This window comes from Streptomyces sp. HUAS 31, assembly GCF_028198125.1.
Classification (GTDB): domain Bacteria; phylum Actinomycetota; class Actinomycetes; order Streptomycetales; family Streptomycetaceae; genus Streptomyces; species Streptomyces chartreusis.
In genome coordinates this window covers 1,264,088-1,278,771 of record NZ_CP116353.1, presented here as the reverse complement: position 1 = coordinate 1,278,771, position 14,684 = coordinate 1,264,088, and the positions used below count along the sequence as shown (strand labels likewise).

Sequence of the window (14,684 nt, the reverse complement as noted above, 5' to 3'; positions counted from 1 at the left end):
CCGTGCTCGACACCCTGGTGCGCAGGAAGAGCGCGGCGGACCCGCGGGAGCGCCCACGGACGCGCTCCGTGCCCGCCGCGCCGCTGGCGGTCGCTCTCGCCCTGGCGCTGCTCGCCGCACTCACCGCCGCCGTGTCCTGGGGCTCGACGAGCATTCCGGCCGGCGAGGTGTGGGGCGTCGTGCTGCGGCGTCTGTCCGGCGAGGCGCCGCGACCCGGCACCGACGACCTGATCGTGTGGCAACTCCGGGTGCCCCGAGCCCTGTTGGCGGCACTGGTCGGCGCGGGCCTCGGTCTCGTCGGCACGGCCATGCAGGCCCTCGTGCGCAACCCGTTGGCCGACCCGTATTTCCTGGGCATCTCCAACGGGGCCTCCCTCGGAGCGGTCGCCGCGATCGTCCTCGGCCTCGGCACGGGCGGCACGCTCGGGCTCGGACTGTCGGGCGCGGCGTTCGCGGGTGCCCTCGCAACCTTCGCGCTGGTGTGGGCGGTGGCCCGGCGCCGGGGCGGATTCGCGCCGCTGCGGCTGGTGCTGGCGGGTGTGGCGATCGGGCAGTTCCTGTCCGGGTTCACCAGCTATCTGGTGCTCCAGGCGGGTGACGAGCAGCAGACCCACAGCGTGCTGTTCTGGCTCATGGGCAGCCTGAGCGGCGCGAGTTGGCCGCTGCTCGCAGCCCCGGCCGTCGCCGTACCCGTCACCCTGGTGTGGCTCCAGGCGCGCGCCCGGGGCCTCAACGCGCTGATCATGGGCGACGAGACCGCGGCCGGCCTCGGCGTCGACGCCACCCGGCTGCGCCGTGAACTGTTCACCCTCACCAGCCTGTTGACCGGCGTGCTCGTCGCCGTCTCCGGCGCCATCGCCTTCGTCGCGCTCATGGTGCCGCACGCCTGCCGCCTGATCGTCGGCGGTGACCACCGCCGTCTGCTGCCGGTCTCGGCTCTGTTCGGCGCGCTGCTGCTGGTCGTCGTGGACATCGTGTGCCGCGTCGCCATGGATACCCAGGAGCTGCCCGTCGGTGTGGTCACGTCCCTCATCGGGGCACCGGCGCTGCTGTATCTGCTGGACCGGCGCCTGGGGAGCGGCAGTTGAGGAACTCAGGGAGCACGACTTGAGGATCGACATCGAGGACCTGCACGTCGCCTACGACGGCCGTACGGTCGTGGCGGGTGCCCAACTGGTCGCCGCCGAGGGCGAGATCACCGGCCTCGTCGGGCCGAACGGCAGCGGGAAGTCCACACTCCTGCGCAGCGTGTACCGGCACCTGAAGCCGGCCGCCGGCCGGGTCCTGCTGTCCGGCACCGACCTGCGCCGGCTGAGCCCCGTCGAGGCGGCCCGCCATGTCGCGGCCCTCCCGCAGGAGCGGGGCGGCGACTTCGAGCTGACCGTCCGCGAGGTCGTCGCCATGGGCCGTACGCCCTACAAGCGGGCCTTCGCCGGAGAGGACACCACCGATCGGGACGTCGTCGCCCGCGCCCTCGCGGACGTCGGCATGGAGCGGCACACCGGGCGCCGCTTCACGGAACTGTCCGGCGGGGAGCGCCAACGCGTCCTGCTGGCCCGCGCCTTCGCCCAGCAGCCGGACGTCCTGGTCCTGGACGAGCCCACCAATCACCTCGACATCCGGCACCAGGTCGAACTCCTCGCCCTGCTGCGGGCGGGACGCCGGACGACCCTGGTGTCGCTGCACGACCTCAACGCCGCGGCCTCCGTCTGCGACCGGCTGCACGTCCTGCACGACGGCCGGGTGGTCGCCTCCGGCCCGCCCCGCGAGGTGCTGCGGCCGGCTTTGCTGGCCGAGGTGTTCGGTGTACGGGCGACCGTCGTCGACCATCCGCTGACCGGCGACCCGCTGATCGCCTTCGATCACCGGGTCCCCGCGGCAGGCATCGGCGCGCCCTGACGCCGTAGTGCCTGACCGGACTCCGCATTCTTCATATTTCCGGCCAAATCCGGGAACTGGGCCCTCCGAGCCCCCGACCTCTGGAAGTGAGGCCGCCGCACGGCGGGCGGCCAGGAGAGGGAGGGGGCGCGAAGTGAGGGACCGCTGGGTTCTCGTGGCCGTCGCGGGCGCGCTGTCGTTCGTGGCCATGCTCGACATGAACATCGTCAACGTGGCGCTGGCCGACATCTCCACGGGGCTGCACGTGTCCGACGCGACGGCGCAATGGGCGGTGCTGGGTTACCAACTCCCGGTCGTCGCAATGCTGTTGCCGGTCGGCCGTTGGCTGGACGGCGCCGGCACTCGGCCCGCGCTGCTGGCGGCGACCGCCGGCTTCGCGACCTGCGGCGTACTGGCCGCCCTGGCTCCGTGGGCGGTCTGGCTGACAGCGGCCCGCATCGGGCAGGGCGTGTGCGCGGCGGTGCTGTTCGTGCTGATGCCGGTGCTGGTGATCCGGGCCGTGCGCCCGGAAGCACGAGGTCGGGCGATGAGCGTGCCCGCGACGCTCGGCCCCCTCGGCGCCGTGACAGGGCCGGCGGTCGGCGGGCTGCTCCTGGACCACCTCGGCTGGCGCTGGGTCTTCCTGGTCAAGCTCCCGTTCTGCCTGCTGGCCCTTGTCCTGGCCTGGCGGGCGATGCCCGACGACGGCCCGTTGCGCGCGCCGGACCGGCGGTTCCTCGCCGACACACTGCTCGTCGGCGGCGGGTTGGCCGCGTTGCTGCTCGCCCTCACTCTCGGAACCGATCGTCCGCCGTGGGCTCTGCTCGCGCTCGCCTCGCTGATGCCGCTGTGGTGGTGGCTGCGCGGGCCCGGCGGCCGTCCGGTGACCGGAGTGCTGCGGGCGGCGGGGTTGCTCCGGGCGCACGGCGCGGTCCTCGCGCTGGCGGCCGCCTTCGCCGCCATGCACTACGTCGTCGCCCTGCACCTCCAGCGGGACGAGGGGGTCAGCGCCACCACGACCGGCCTGACCGTGCTCGCCTTCCCGCTCGGCATGGGGCTGGCCGGACCGCTCGGAGGCCGGCTCGCGGACCGGTACGGCCTGCGGGCCCTCGCGGTCACCGGTGCCGCAGTCACCGCCGCCGGCCTCCTGCTGCTGATCCCGCTCGGCGACGGCTGGTCCCCGCCGGACGTGGCCTGGCGGCTCGCGCTGGCCGGCTTCGGCATGGGGCTGAACGGCGGCCCGACACAGGCCCTCGTCATGGCCGCGGCCCCGCCGCGGCGCACCGCCACCGTCGGCTCCACGGTCCAGGTCGCCCGCAGCCTCGGCTTCACCCTCGGCCCCGCACTCGCCACCACGGCGTGGGCCCTGGCCGGGACCGGCGACGGCACGCGTGCCGGGCTGATCCTCGCCGCCGTGGCCGCCTGCCTCGCCGTACCCCTGCTCGCGCCGCCCGGCCGACCGGGCGCCCCCGTGCCCGAGCGGGCCACCGACACCGTCCCGAACTGATCCAGGAGTTCCGATGTGCGGAATCACCGGCTGGGCGTCCTTCCACCACGACGCCCGCACCCAGGCCCCGGTCATCGAGGCCATGACCGCCGAACTGTCCCCGCGCGGCCCCGACGCCGGCGGCGTGTGGCTGGGGGAGCGGGCCGCGATCGGCCACCGCCGACTGGCCGTCATCGACCTCGAAGGCGGCGCACAGCCGATGACCGACCGGCCGCACGCGCCCACGGCCGTCCTCAGCTACAGCGGAGAGATCTACAACCACCACGAGTTGCGCACGGAACTCCGCGGCCGCGGCCACCGGTTCCGCACCCGCAGCGACACCGAGGTCGTGCTGCGCGCCTACGAGGAGTGGGGCGACGCCCTCGCCGACCACCTGGACGGCATGTTCGCGTTCGCCGTCTGGGACGAGCACGCCCAGCGGCTGCTCCTCGTCCGTGACCGGCTCGGCGTCAAACCGCTGTTCTGGGCGGCCGTCGACGGGGGCCTGGCCTTCGCCTCCGAACCCAAGGCCCTCTTCCGGCACCCCGAGTTGCGGCCCCGGGTGGACGCGGACGGGCTCCGGGAGGCGTACAGCCTGCTGTTCAACACCGGGCCGACCGTGTGGTCCGGCGTACGGGAGGTGGAGCCCGGCGGCCTGCTCGTCCTGGACCGCGACGGCATCCGCGAACGCCGCTACTGGCAGCTGGAGGCCGGCGCGCACGAGGACGACCGGGACACCACAGTCGAGCGGATCGGCGAGCTGGTCGGCGCGGCCGCCCGCGGTCAGCTGGAGGCCGACGTCCCGCTGTGCAGCCTGCTGTCCGGCGGCATCGACTCCACCGTCCTGACCGCCCTGCTCGCCGACGAACTCCGGCTGCGCGAGGGCCCGGACGCCCGGATCCGCTCCTACGCCGTCGACTACAGCGACCAGGCCGAGCGATTCACCGGCGACGTCCTGCGCACCGGCCACGACACCCCGTACGCGATCGAGGCGGGCGCCTTCATCGGCACCGACCACAGCACGGTCGTACTGGATCCGCGCACCCTGCTCGACCCCGAGCACCGCAGGGCCGTCGTCGTGGCCCGCGACTCACCGATCGGCGTCGGCGACATGGACACCTCGCTGTACCTGCTGTTCGGGGAGATAAGGCGGCACTCCACCGTCGCCCTGTCCGGGGAGGCCGCCGACGAGGTCTTCGGCGGCTACCCCTGGTTCCACGATCCCCGGGCGCTCGCCGCCGACACCTTCCCCTGGCTGCTGGTCACCGGCGACGAGGCCGCCATGCCACTCAACCCCGAACTCGACCTGCGCATCGGCGAGTTCCGCGACGACACCTACCGCACCGCGCTGGCCGCCGTGCCCCACGTCGACGGCGAGAGCCCTGCCGAGCACCGGCAGCGCGAGATGCAGCACCTGTCCCTGACCCGCTGGCTGCGCCAACTCCTGCACCGCAAGGACCGGTTGAGCATGGCCCGGGGGCTGGAGGTCCGCGTCCCGTACTGCGACCACCGGCTCGTCCAGTACGCCTTCGACGTGCCCTGGGCGCTGAAGAGCTTCGACGGCCGGGAGAAGAGCCTGCTGCGCGCCGCCGGCACGGGACTCGCGCCCGACTCCGTGCTGCACCGCCCCAAGAACCACTACCCGGCCACCCACCACCCCGACTACAACCGCGGACTTCAGGACCTGGCCCGTGACGCCCTGTCCGTCGAACAGGTCCGGGCCCTCGCCGACGAGGCCCGCATCAAGCCCTGCCTCGACACCCCGCCCGAACACCTTCAGTGGGGCCACCGCCTCCGCCTCGAACGCGTCGTCGACCTCGCCCTGTGGCTGGACCACCACCGGCCCGAACTCGCCCTCTGAGGAGCGCCACCACCCATGACCGTCCAGGAACCGCAGCCGCTCACCGACCCGGTGCCCCTGATGGGCTGCCCGTACAAGGCCGACCCCTACCCGCTGTACGAGCGGATGCGCGACGCCGGCCCCGTCCACCGGGTCCTCTTCCCCAGCGGCGTGCGGGCCTGGCTCGTCACCGGGTACGACGCCGCCCACGCCGCGCTGAACGACGACCGGCTCGGCAAGAACCACGACCGGGGCAACGACGGCTGGCGCGAGCGCGCCTCGATCATGCCCGAGCCGCAGCACTCCCAGCTCCAGGTCCATCTCCTGCACCAGGACCCGCCGAAGCACACGCACATGCGGCGCCTCGTCACGGACGCGTTCACACCGCGCCGCGTCGAGGCGCTCACACCGCGCTTCCAGGAACTGGCCGACGCACTCGTCGACGCCCTCCCGGAACACGGGCCCGCCGACCTCGTCGCCGGATTCGCCGCCCACTTCCCCTTCCGGGTCCTCGCCGAAGTCATCGGCCTGCCCGGAAAGTTGGCGGCACGCTTCGACCGCGACTGGGGCAAAGTCGTCCAGCCGGTCGGGCCGACGGACCCGGGACGACCCCGGTACGAAGCCCGGCTGCACGGCCTCCAGAGCTACATCGCCGAGGTCGTCGCCCACAAGCGGGAGCACGGGGACGGCGATCTGCTCGGCCGCCTCGTCGCGGCCCGTGACCAGGGCGAACTGTCCCAGGAAGAGCTCGACTCGATCATCTTCCAGCTGCTGGTCGCGGGCCAGGAACCGGTCACCAACCAGATCACCACAGCCCTGATCGCCCTGTTCCGGCACCCCGAACAGCTCGCCCGGCTGCGCGACGACCCCGCCCTGATGCCCCGCGCCGTCGAGGAACTCCTGCGCCACGACAGCGCCTTCGAGCTCACCACCTGGCGCTTCTTCGACCGGGACAGCGACCTGTACGGCACGGAGGTACCGGCCGGGGACTCCGTGATCGTCTCCCTGTGCGCGGCCAACCGCGACCCGCGCCGCTTCCCCGACCCCGACACCCTCGACCTCGACCGCAGCCCCAACCCCCACCTCGCCTTCGGGCACGGCATCCACTTCTGCCCCGGCGCAGCCCTCGCCCGCGCCGAACTCCGCGTCGCCCTCGGCACATTGCTGGCCCGCCTGCCCGGCCTGCACCTCGCCGTCGGGGACGAGGATCTCGACTGGATCCCGGCGGTCCTGGGCCGCGGCACGCACCGCCTGCCCGTGGGCTACGACCGACGGCTGTGACACTCCGGCCCGCCCCCTGACCGACCCTCCTTGACCGACCGCGCCCGGCCGCCCGCCGAGGCGCCATCCCGCCATGCCCGCACCCCGTGGAGGAACGACATGCCGCTGACGACCGCACCGGACACCCTCCCCCGAACCACCGCCGCGAGGATCATGGACCTGCTCCTCGCCCACCACCGCACGACGGACCCCTCCCACGCCACGGCCGAGGCGTTCCCCCATCAACTGCGCCGGATCGCCGACTTTGTCCGTGAGGACGCTCCGATCGTCCTCACGCTGCCCGGCTTCCCCTGCAAGTCGCCCAACCCGGCCAAGACCCTGGGCCACCTCCCGGACATGGGCGAACGGCTCTCCCTCGCCTTTCTCGACGCCCTGTGCGCCGAGATCGAGGAGATCCACGCACCCGGCGCGCACGTCGTCATCTGCTCCGACGGCCATGTCTTCGGCGACCTGATCGGTGTCCCCGACGAGCACATCGACGCCTACGCCGACGAACTGCGCGCCCTGATCCGGGAGTCGGACCTGCGCCGCCTCTCCGTCTTCGACCTGCGCGACGTCCTCGGCGACCTCCCGCACGACACCAAGCGCGCCCACGTCCACGACCGCTACGCCCCCACCCCGGACGCCCTGCGCGCCGAGGTCCGCACCGACGCGCAGACCCTCGCCCTGTACCGGGGCATCACCCGCTTCCTCGTCGAGGACACCACCGGGTTCACCGGCAGCCGCTCCGCCCTGCAACGCGAGTGCCGCAAACGGGCGTACGGCGTCATCCAGCGCAGCCGGGCCTGGGGCCGGCTCATCGCCGATCACCATCCGCGTGCCGTACGCCTGTCGATCCACCCGCAGCCGGTGGGCGCCGCCAAGTTCGGCATCCGGCTGCTCGACGCGCCCGACGTGTGGACGACGCCCTGGCACTCCGTCGCCCTGCGCGAGGCCGACGGCGGCTGGACCCTCATGCCGCACGCCAGGGCGCGACGGCTCGGCCGGCCGGTCCACCGGGACGGCAGACCGAGCCACTTCGAGCGGGTGTGACGGCTCAGCGCCGCCCGGCCACCGTCCGCAGGTACGTGCCGAGCCGGGCGATCGCCGACGGGTTGCGGGGGCTCTCGACCAGGTCGACGTAGTCCAGGACGAAGATCCGCTTGTGTTCGACGGCGGAGACGTTGCGCAACGGCCCGTAGGAGAGCAGGAACTTCTTCTTCTGCTCGGCGCTCACATCGCCGTAGTCGCAGATCACGATGACGTCCGGGTCCCGCTCCACGACGGTCTCCCAGCCCACCGTGGTCCACGAGTCCGCGACGTCGCGCATGACGTTCGTCCCGCCGGCCTCGCTGATGATCTGCTCCGGGGCGGCGAAGCGGCCCGAGGTGAAGGGCTGGTCCTGCCCGCTGTCGTACAGGAACACCTTCGGCCGCGCGGCACCCGTCGGCGCCTTGGCCCGCACCTGGGCGACCTGCTTCCTGAAGTCGGCGATCAGCGCGGCGGCCCGCTTCTCGACGCCGAACAGCTTCCCGAGGTTGGTGAGGTCGGCGTACAGGGCGTCCAGCGGCGCCATGATGCCGCGCGAGCTCTCCGTGCGGCCGTTGCGGCAGGACTCGGTCAGCACGTACGAGGGGATGCCGAGCTTCTTCAGCGCCTCGGGCGTGAAGCCGCCCTCCTCGCGGAAGCCGTAGTTCCAGCCGGCGAAGACGAGGTCGGCGCGGGCGTCGAGGACGTTCTCCTTGGTGAGCTGGTCCTTCGACAGCCACTTCACCTTCTCGTAGCCGCCCTTCCACGGCACGCCCGTCAGATCGCCCTTGTCGTCGGGCATCGCGAATCCGGCCATGCGGTCCTCGAGACCGAGCGCGAACATCAGCTCGGTGATCCCGACGTCGTTGGTGACCACCCGCTCGGGCACCTTGTCGTACGTCACCTTCCGGCCGCAGTTGGTGAGGGTGACCGCGGACGACTTCGCGTCCGCGGGCTTCTCCACCGTGGCCCCGCAGCCGGTCGCGGTGACCGTCGCGGCGAGGCAGAGGGCGGTGGCTAGGAGCTTGCGCATGTGGGTCCTTGGGGGAGGAGGTCGAACAGGAGCTGGACCGCGCCGGTCTCCGGATGCCGTACCGGATGGGCACGAACCCCGAAGACGTCGGCGAGCAGATCGGGTCGCAGGACGTCGTGCGGCGGTCCCGACGCGACGATCCGGCCGCCGGCGACGACGTACAGGACGTCGCAGTGCGCGGCTGCCAGGTTCAGGTCGTGCAGCGCGGCCAGCACGGTCAGGCCGCTGGAGCGCACCAGGGACAGCACGTCCAACTGGTGCGCGATGTCGAGGTGGTTGGTGGGCTCGTCCAGGACGAGCACCTTCGGCTGCTGGGCGAGCGCCCGCGCGATGAGCACGCGCTGCTTCTCGCCCCCGGACAGGGCGAGGAACCCGCGCCCGGCAAGGTGCCCGACGCCGGTGCGCTCCATCGCGGCGGCGCAGATCTCCCTGTCGGAGGCGGCGGTACGGCCCGGGTGCGGCAGCCGCCCCATGGCCACGACCTCGGCGACGGTGAAGTCGAACTCGGCCGACGACTCCTGCGGCAGCGCGGCCAGCACCCGGGCCGTGTCCCTGGGCGGCATGGCGTGCACGTCGTCGCCGTCGAGCCGCACCACGCCCGCGGCCGGCCGCAGCGCCCGGTACACACAGCGCAGCAGCGTCGATTTGCCGCTGCCGTTCGGGCCGACGAGACCGACGAACGCCCCGCTGTCCACGGCGAGTCGGATGTCGTCGACCAGCCGGGACCCGGCCGCCTCGACCGTGACGCCCTCGATGTCGAGCCGCATGGTCACCGGCCTCCGAACGCGTAGCCGCCGCGCCGCATCAGCAGCACGAACGCGGGCACCCCGACGACGGCCGTGATCACGCCGACGGGCAGTTCGGCGGGCGCGAGCAGGAGCCGGGACAGCAGGTCCGCCCACACCAGCAGCACCGCCCCGGCGAGCGGCGCCACGGCCAGCACCCGCCGGTGATCGGCGCCCACCAGCATCCGGACGACGTGCGGCACCATCAGCCCCACGAACCCGATGGCCCCGCTGACCGCGACCACCGTCCCGGTCACGGCGGCGGTGACGAGGAACAACTCCCGGCGCAGCCGGGCGGGTTGGACGCCGAGCGCGGCGGACGTCTCGTCCCCCATGGCGAGCGCGTTGAGCGACTCGGCCCGCAGCCGCAGCCACGCCCACCCGGCCGCCACGGTCACCGCAGCGAGCGGCACCTGGGCCCAGGTCGCGCCGCCCAGGCTCCCGAGCAGCCACATGATCGCCGACCGGGCCGCCTCACCCCGGGCCGCGCCGAACACCATGACGGTGGTGACGGCCTCGAAGCCGTACGCCAGCGCCGTCCCGGTCAGGATCAGCCGCAGCGGGGTGAGCCCGTGCGGAGACCGGGCCATGGCGTACACCAGCGCGGTCGCCGCGAGCGCCGACGCGAAGGCGGACAGGGACAGCGCCCAGACCCCCAGACCCGCGAACACACCCAGCAGGATCACGGCGTTGGCGCCCACCGCGGCGCCGGAGGAGATGCCCAGCACGAACGGATCGGCGAGCGCGTTGCGCACCATCGCCTGCACCGCGACACCGACGGCCGCGAGCCCGGCCCCGACGACCGCGCCGAGCACGACACGCGGCAGCCGGATCTCCCAGACGATGGTGTACGCGGCGGCATCCCGGGCGTCCAGGGTCCCGCCCGTCAGCCCGGCCCCGAGCAGCCGGAAGACGTCCGTCCATCCGATCCCGGCGGCCCCCAGCCCCACGCCGCACACCAGCGACACGAGCAGCAGCAGCGTCAGCCCGAGGACGAGCGGCAGGACGGGAGGACGGGCCGTACCGGATCCCGAACGGGATATCCGTGGCGGACTTCGGTGCACGGGCGGGCGGTCCTTCGCCTGGGGCCGCCTGTGAACATCGAGCAGGAGCCGGCCCGGACGACCGTGCCGGTCGCGCGGGGTCCCCTCTCGCAGTCCGCGGCGAGCAGTCAACGGGTCGCACCAACCACGGGCGATCGGGCTCGCACGACGACCACGGGGGTCCACGCGCACACCGTTGCGGGTCAGCGCCGGATTCTCACCGGACTTCCCCCGCGGAAGGCCCCGGGAGCGTAACAGACAGGGGTGCGGGGCCGGTGGGGCAGGGGCGGGCGCCGGGCGTTGTCAGTGCGCCGTGTTATCCAGGTGGGGATCCGGGAGGTGACCAGATGCTGATCGACACGAACGCACCGCTGGCCCAGGCCGTCACGGAGGCGATCCGGACCGGGAACGCGGCGGCGCTTTCGGACCTGCTGACCGCGCACCCGGGGCTGGCCACGGCCCGGGTGGGCAACATGCGCACGACACGGACCCTGCTGCACATCGCCACCGACTGGCCCGGTCACCTGCCCGACGGGCCCCGGACCGTCGGCGCGCTGGTCGCCGCCGGTGCGGACGTGAACGCCCGATTCACCGGCGCGCACCGCGAGACCCCGCTGCACTGGGCCGCCAGCTGCGACGACGTGCCCGTCCTGGACGCCCTGCTCGACCTCGGCGCGGACATCGAGGCCGACGGCGGCGTCATCGGCGACGGCACACCGCTCGCCGACGCGGTCGCCTTCGGACAGTGGAACTGCGCGCGGCGTCTGCTGGAGCGCGGCGCCCGCACCACCATGTGGCAGGCAGCCGCCCTCGGCGAAGCCGACCGCGTCGCCGCCCGTTTCGCCTCCGACACCGACCGTCCCGGCGCCGAGGACGTCACCGCCGCGCTGTGGTGCGCCTGCCACGGCGGGCAGCAGGGCATCGCCGACTACCTGCTGCGACGGGGCGGTGACGTCAACTGGATCGGTTACGACCGGCTGACCGCACTGGACGCCGCCCACCGCGAGGGTCACCACACGCTCGTGACCTGGCTGCGCGATCAGGGGGCGAAGTCCGCCGAGGAGTCGGTCTGACGCCGGGCCCGGGCCGCGCCTCCGACGTGCGGGCACCCACCGAGGGGTGAAGACTGGGACACGGCGGGGCGGTTCCGTCCTGCCGCGTATCGACACATCGGTACATCAGAACATCGATACATCGACACGAGGTGCGAACGGATCCGCGCACCACGCCCCCGCAGCCCGCCCGGACGTCAGGCGCCGTCATCCGTCCGCGGCTCAGCGTCCTGACACAGGGGAGCCCGGCCATGGGCGGCATCAACGGAACAGCACTGGAAGGTCTGCGCGAGGGGCTGCGGGGACCCGTGATCACGGCGCAGGACCCGGGCTACGACGAGGCACGCGCGCTCTACAACGCCATGATCGACCGGCGTCCCGCGGCCATCGCGCAGTGCGTGGACGTCGCGGACGTACGGACCGTGATCGCCGCCGCCAGGGACACCGGCGTCGAACTCGCGGTGCGCGGCGGCGGCCACAGCGGACCCGGTCTGTGCATGGTCGACGACGCGCTCGTCCTCGACCTTTCCACCATGCGCGGGGTGCGCGTGGACCCGGCCACCGGCACCGCCCAGGTCGCCGGCGGCGCCCAGCTGGGCGACCTCGACCACGCGAGTCACACCTTCGGTCTGGCCGTGCCGACCGGCATCATCTCGATGACGGGCGTCGGCGGCCTCACACTCGGCGGCGGCCACGGCCACCTGACCCGCAGGTACGGCCTCACCATCGACAGCCTGTTGTCAGCCGACGTGGTCCTCGCCGACGGAACCTTCGTCACCGCGACCGAGGACGAGCACCCCGACCTGCTCTGGGCGCTGCGCGGCGGCGGCGGGAACTTCGGCGTCGTCACCTCGTTCACCTTCCGGCTGCACCCGGTCGACACCGTCGGCGTCGCGGCCACCGTGTGGCCGGTCGACGGCACCCCCGAAGTGCTGCGCTGGTACCGGGAGTTCCTGCCCGCCGCGCCACAGGACCTCAACGGCTTCTTCACCCTGTTCACCATCCCGCCGGGACCGCCGTTCCCCGAGTCGATCCACGGGCAGAAGATGTGCGGCGTCATCTGGTGCTACACCGGCGACCTGACGGACGACAGCATGGAACGGGCGCTCGCCCCGGTGACCGAACCGGCGCCGCCCGCCTTCCACTTCGCCACGCCCATGCCCTACCCCGCCCTCCAGGGCATGTTCGACGAGCTGATCCCGAAGGGCTACCAGTGGTACTGGCGCGGCGACTTCTTCGACGGGGTCACCGACGCCTCGATCGACGTCCACCACAAGTACGGCGAGAATCTTCCCAGCGACCTGTCCCTGATGCACCTGTATCCCGTGGACGGCGCCGCCCATCAGCTCGGCGCGGACGACACGGCCTGGGCCTACCGGGACGCCGTCTGGTCCGCGGTGATCGCCGGCGTCGACCCGGATCCCGCCAACGCCGAGGCGATCAAGCAGTGGAGCGTCGACTACTGGACCGATCTGCACCCCTACTCGATGGGCGGTTCCTACATCAACTTCATCGGCGAGGGCGAGAGCACGGACCGCGTCCGCGCGACCTACCGCGGCCACTACGACAGGCTGGCGGCGATCAAGCACACCTACGACCCGGACAACTTCTTCCACGCCAACCAGAACATCCCGCCGGCCACCGGCTGACGTCCGCCGCCCCTTCGTTCACCCGGCGTCGCCGCCTGGGGTAGGGTCCCCACGGGTGTTCGGCTACTCACTGGTAGTGCGCCGGTGCGGGGAGTGTCGGAGGGCGGCAGGGCGATGGAATCGCAGTTGGGCGAGGGTGCGTCCGTGGGCGTCGAGGGCACGCGCCTGGAGGAGTTGGCCCCCGAACCCCTGCTGACCCGCGACTACGAGACACGCCCCTCGCTCGTGTACGAGCGGCTCAGGCAGCAGCACGGCCCCGTCGCACCGGTCGACCTGCTGGGCGTGCCCGCGTGGCTGGTCCTCGGCTACCGCGAGGCCCTGAAGGTCCTCCAGGACGACGGGGGCTGGCCCAAGGGCCTGGAGAACTGGCGGGCCCGCACCGACGGCGAAGTGCCCTCCGACTGGCCGCTCGGACCGTCCCTCGAGGTCAACCACGTACTGATCCAGGGCGGCCCCGGATACGGCTCGCTGCGCACGGCGTGGGACGCGGCGCTCAAGCCGTTCCAGGACCCCGGCCGCCCGCAGGCCAAGCGGCTCAAGGCCGCCGTCACCGCCTACGCCGACGAGTTGATCACCCTCGTCGGACAGGGCGGTGGCACCGGCGTCGCGGACCTGTCCGCGCAGTTCTCCCGGCCACTGCCCCTGATGGTGGCCAGCCATCTGCTGGGCTTCCCCGGGTCGCAGGGCGACGACGCCCTGATGGACATGTGGCGGGTACTGGACGCGGGACCGGACGCCGAGCCCGCCCTGGAACGGCTGCTGGCCACCCTCGCCGAACTGGCCGCCGTGAAGCTGGAGAAGCCCGGCGACGACTTCCCCTCCCACCTGCTCGCCGCACACCCCGGGCTCTCGCTCGACGAGCTGGCCCGCGAGCTGTTCATGCTGCTCGGCATGGTCTCCGACCACGTCGGCATCCTCATGTCCAACACCGTCGTCGAGGTCATCTCGGGTGACGGCGGCGGCGTCCGGGCGAGCCTGTCGGCCGGGATGATCCGGGAGACCATGAACCGGGTCGTCATGCGCAAGCCACCGCTGGTGAACTTCGTCCCGCGCTTCGCCGCCGAGGACACCCCGCTCGGCAACTACACGATCCGCGCGGGCGATCCGGTGTGGGTGTCCGCCGCCGCCGCGCACGCCGACCCGCTGTTCGCCGACCATGTCGCGTCCGGCAGCACGATCAGCACCCGGGCGCACCTGTCCTGGGGCGCGGGCCCCCGTCAGTGCCCGGCCCGGGAGCTCGCCTCGACGGTCGCCGCCGTCGGCGTGGGCCGGCTCTTCGAGCGGTTCTCCGATCTGGAGCTCGCGCTCCCGGCCGATCAACTGCCGTGGCGTTCCTCGCCGTTCATGCGCGGCCTGCGCTCGCTGCCCGTACGGTACGAACTCGTCCCGGGGGCCGCGCCCGGACGGACCCCGGCCCTTCCGCCGGCGCCGGAGCCGGCGGCTGCCGAGCCGGTGCTGCCGGACCGGTCCGCCCGGCAGCGCTCGTCGCTGTGGCGCTATCTCACGGGACTGATCCGCGCAGGCCGCTGACCACGCCCGCGAGCACGGGCCGAGTTGATCGACTGGAGGCCCGTCCGGCACCGGCGTACGGTCGAATGGTGGCGGGATCCGACCACCGAACCCCCGTCC

Annotated in this window: 12 protein-coding genes; 9 read left to right on the top strand and 3 right to left on the bottom strand. The window is 72.9% G+C overall.

What is annotated here, in order from left to right; all coding sequences use genetic code 11:
• The first annotated feature begins 2 nt into the window (after positions 1 to 2).
• From PGH47_RS05430 to PGH47_RS05405, 6 genes are all read left to right on the top strand, one after another.
• Positions 3 to 1,088 (top strand): FecCD family ABC transporter permease, encoded by a 1,086-nt coding sequence (locus PGH47_RS05430; protein ID WP_271662489.1) that lies wholly within the window; start codon positions 3 to 5, stop codon positions 1,086 to 1,088.
• Between the two features lie 19 nt (positions 1,089 to 1,107).
• Positions 1,108 to 1,899, top strand: coding sequence for an ABC transporter ATP-binding protein (locus tag PGH47_RS05425; protein ID WP_271662488.1), 792 nt, complete (start codon positions 1,108 to 1,110; stop codon positions 1,897 to 1,899).
• A 133-nt stretch (positions 1,900 to 2,032) separates the two neighbouring features.
• Positions 2,033 to 3,385, top strand: coding sequence for an MFS transporter (locus PGH47_RS05420; protein ID WP_271662487.1), 1,353 nt, complete (start codon positions 2,033 to 2,035; stop codon positions 3,383 to 3,385).
• Between the two features lie 13 nt (positions 3,386 to 3,398).
• Positions 3,399 to 5,225, top strand: a complete 1,827-nt coding sequence (gene asnB, locus PGH47_RS05415; protein WP_271662486.1) for an asparagine synthase (glutamine-hydrolyzing) — start codon at positions 3,399 to 3,401, stop codon at positions 5,223 to 5,225.
• A gap of 15 nt (positions 5,226 to 5,240) precedes the next feature.
• Positions 5,241 to 6,485: a cytochrome P450 family protein gene (locus PGH47_RS05410; RefSeq protein WP_271662485.1), complete on the top strand. Its 1,245-nt coding sequence runs from the start codon at positions 5,241 to 5,243 to the stop codon at positions 6,483 to 6,485.
• 99 nt (positions 6,486 to 6,584) lie between these two features.
• Positions 6,585 to 7,517 carry an isocyanide synthase family protein gene (locus PGH47_RS05405; RefSeq protein WP_271662484.1) on the top strand — a complete coding sequence of 311 codons (933 nt, stop codon included), beginning with the start codon at positions 6,585 to 6,587 and terminating at the stop codon, positions 7,515 to 7,517.
• 4 nt (positions 7,518 to 7,521) lie between these two features.
• Here PGH47_RS05405 and PGH47_RS05400 read toward each other — a convergent pair whose 3' ends face one another.
• The 3 genes from PGH47_RS05400 to PGH47_RS05390 are packed head-to-tail and all read right to left on the bottom strand — an operon-like array spanning position 7,522 to position 10,375.
• Positions 7,522 to 8,526 carry an ABC transporter substrate-binding protein gene (locus tag PGH47_RS05400; RefSeq protein ID WP_271662483.1) on the bottom strand — a complete coding sequence of 335 codons (1,005 nt, stop codon included), beginning with the start codon at positions 8,524 to 8,526 and terminating at the stop codon, positions 7,522 to 7,524.
• Entirely contained in the window at positions 8,511 to 9,293 is a 783-nt protein-coding gene (locus PGH47_RS05395) for an ABC transporter ATP-binding protein (RefSeq protein ID WP_271662482.1), read from the bottom strand. Before PGH47_RS05395 ends, PGH47_RS05400 begins: the two co-directional genes overlap by 16 nt.
• A 2-nt stretch (positions 9,294 to 9,295) precedes the next feature.
• Positions 9,296 to 10,375, bottom strand: a complete 1,080-nt coding sequence (locus PGH47_RS05390; protein ID WP_443048470.1) for a FecCD family ABC transporter permease — start codon at positions 10,373 to 10,375, stop codon at positions 9,296 to 9,298.
• 326 nt (positions 10,376 to 10,701) lie between these two features.
• Here PGH47_RS05390 and PGH47_RS05385 point away from each other — a divergent pair, with 326 nt between their 5' ends.
• From PGH47_RS05385 to PGH47_RS05375, 3 genes are all read left to right on the top strand, one after another.
• Positions 10,702 to 11,427, top strand: coding sequence for an ankyrin repeat domain-containing protein (locus PGH47_RS05385; protein WP_271662481.1), 726 nt, complete (start codon positions 10,702 to 10,704; stop codon positions 11,425 to 11,427).
• A 230-nt stretch (positions 11,428 to 11,657) separates the two neighbouring features.
• A complete protein-coding gene (locus PGH47_RS05380) occupies positions 11,658 to 13,055 on the top strand; it encodes an FAD-binding oxidoreductase (protein WP_271662480.1) in 1,398 nt (465 codons plus the stop codon).
• Positions 13,056 to 13,169: 114 nt separating this feature from the next.
• On the top strand, positions 13,170 to 14,585 hold the full coding sequence (locus PGH47_RS05375) for a cytochrome P450 (RefSeq protein ID WP_271662479.1): 1,416 nt from the start codon (positions 13,170 to 13,172) through the stop codon (positions 14,583 to 14,585).
• Positions 14,586 to 14,684: the final 99 nt, after the last annotated feature.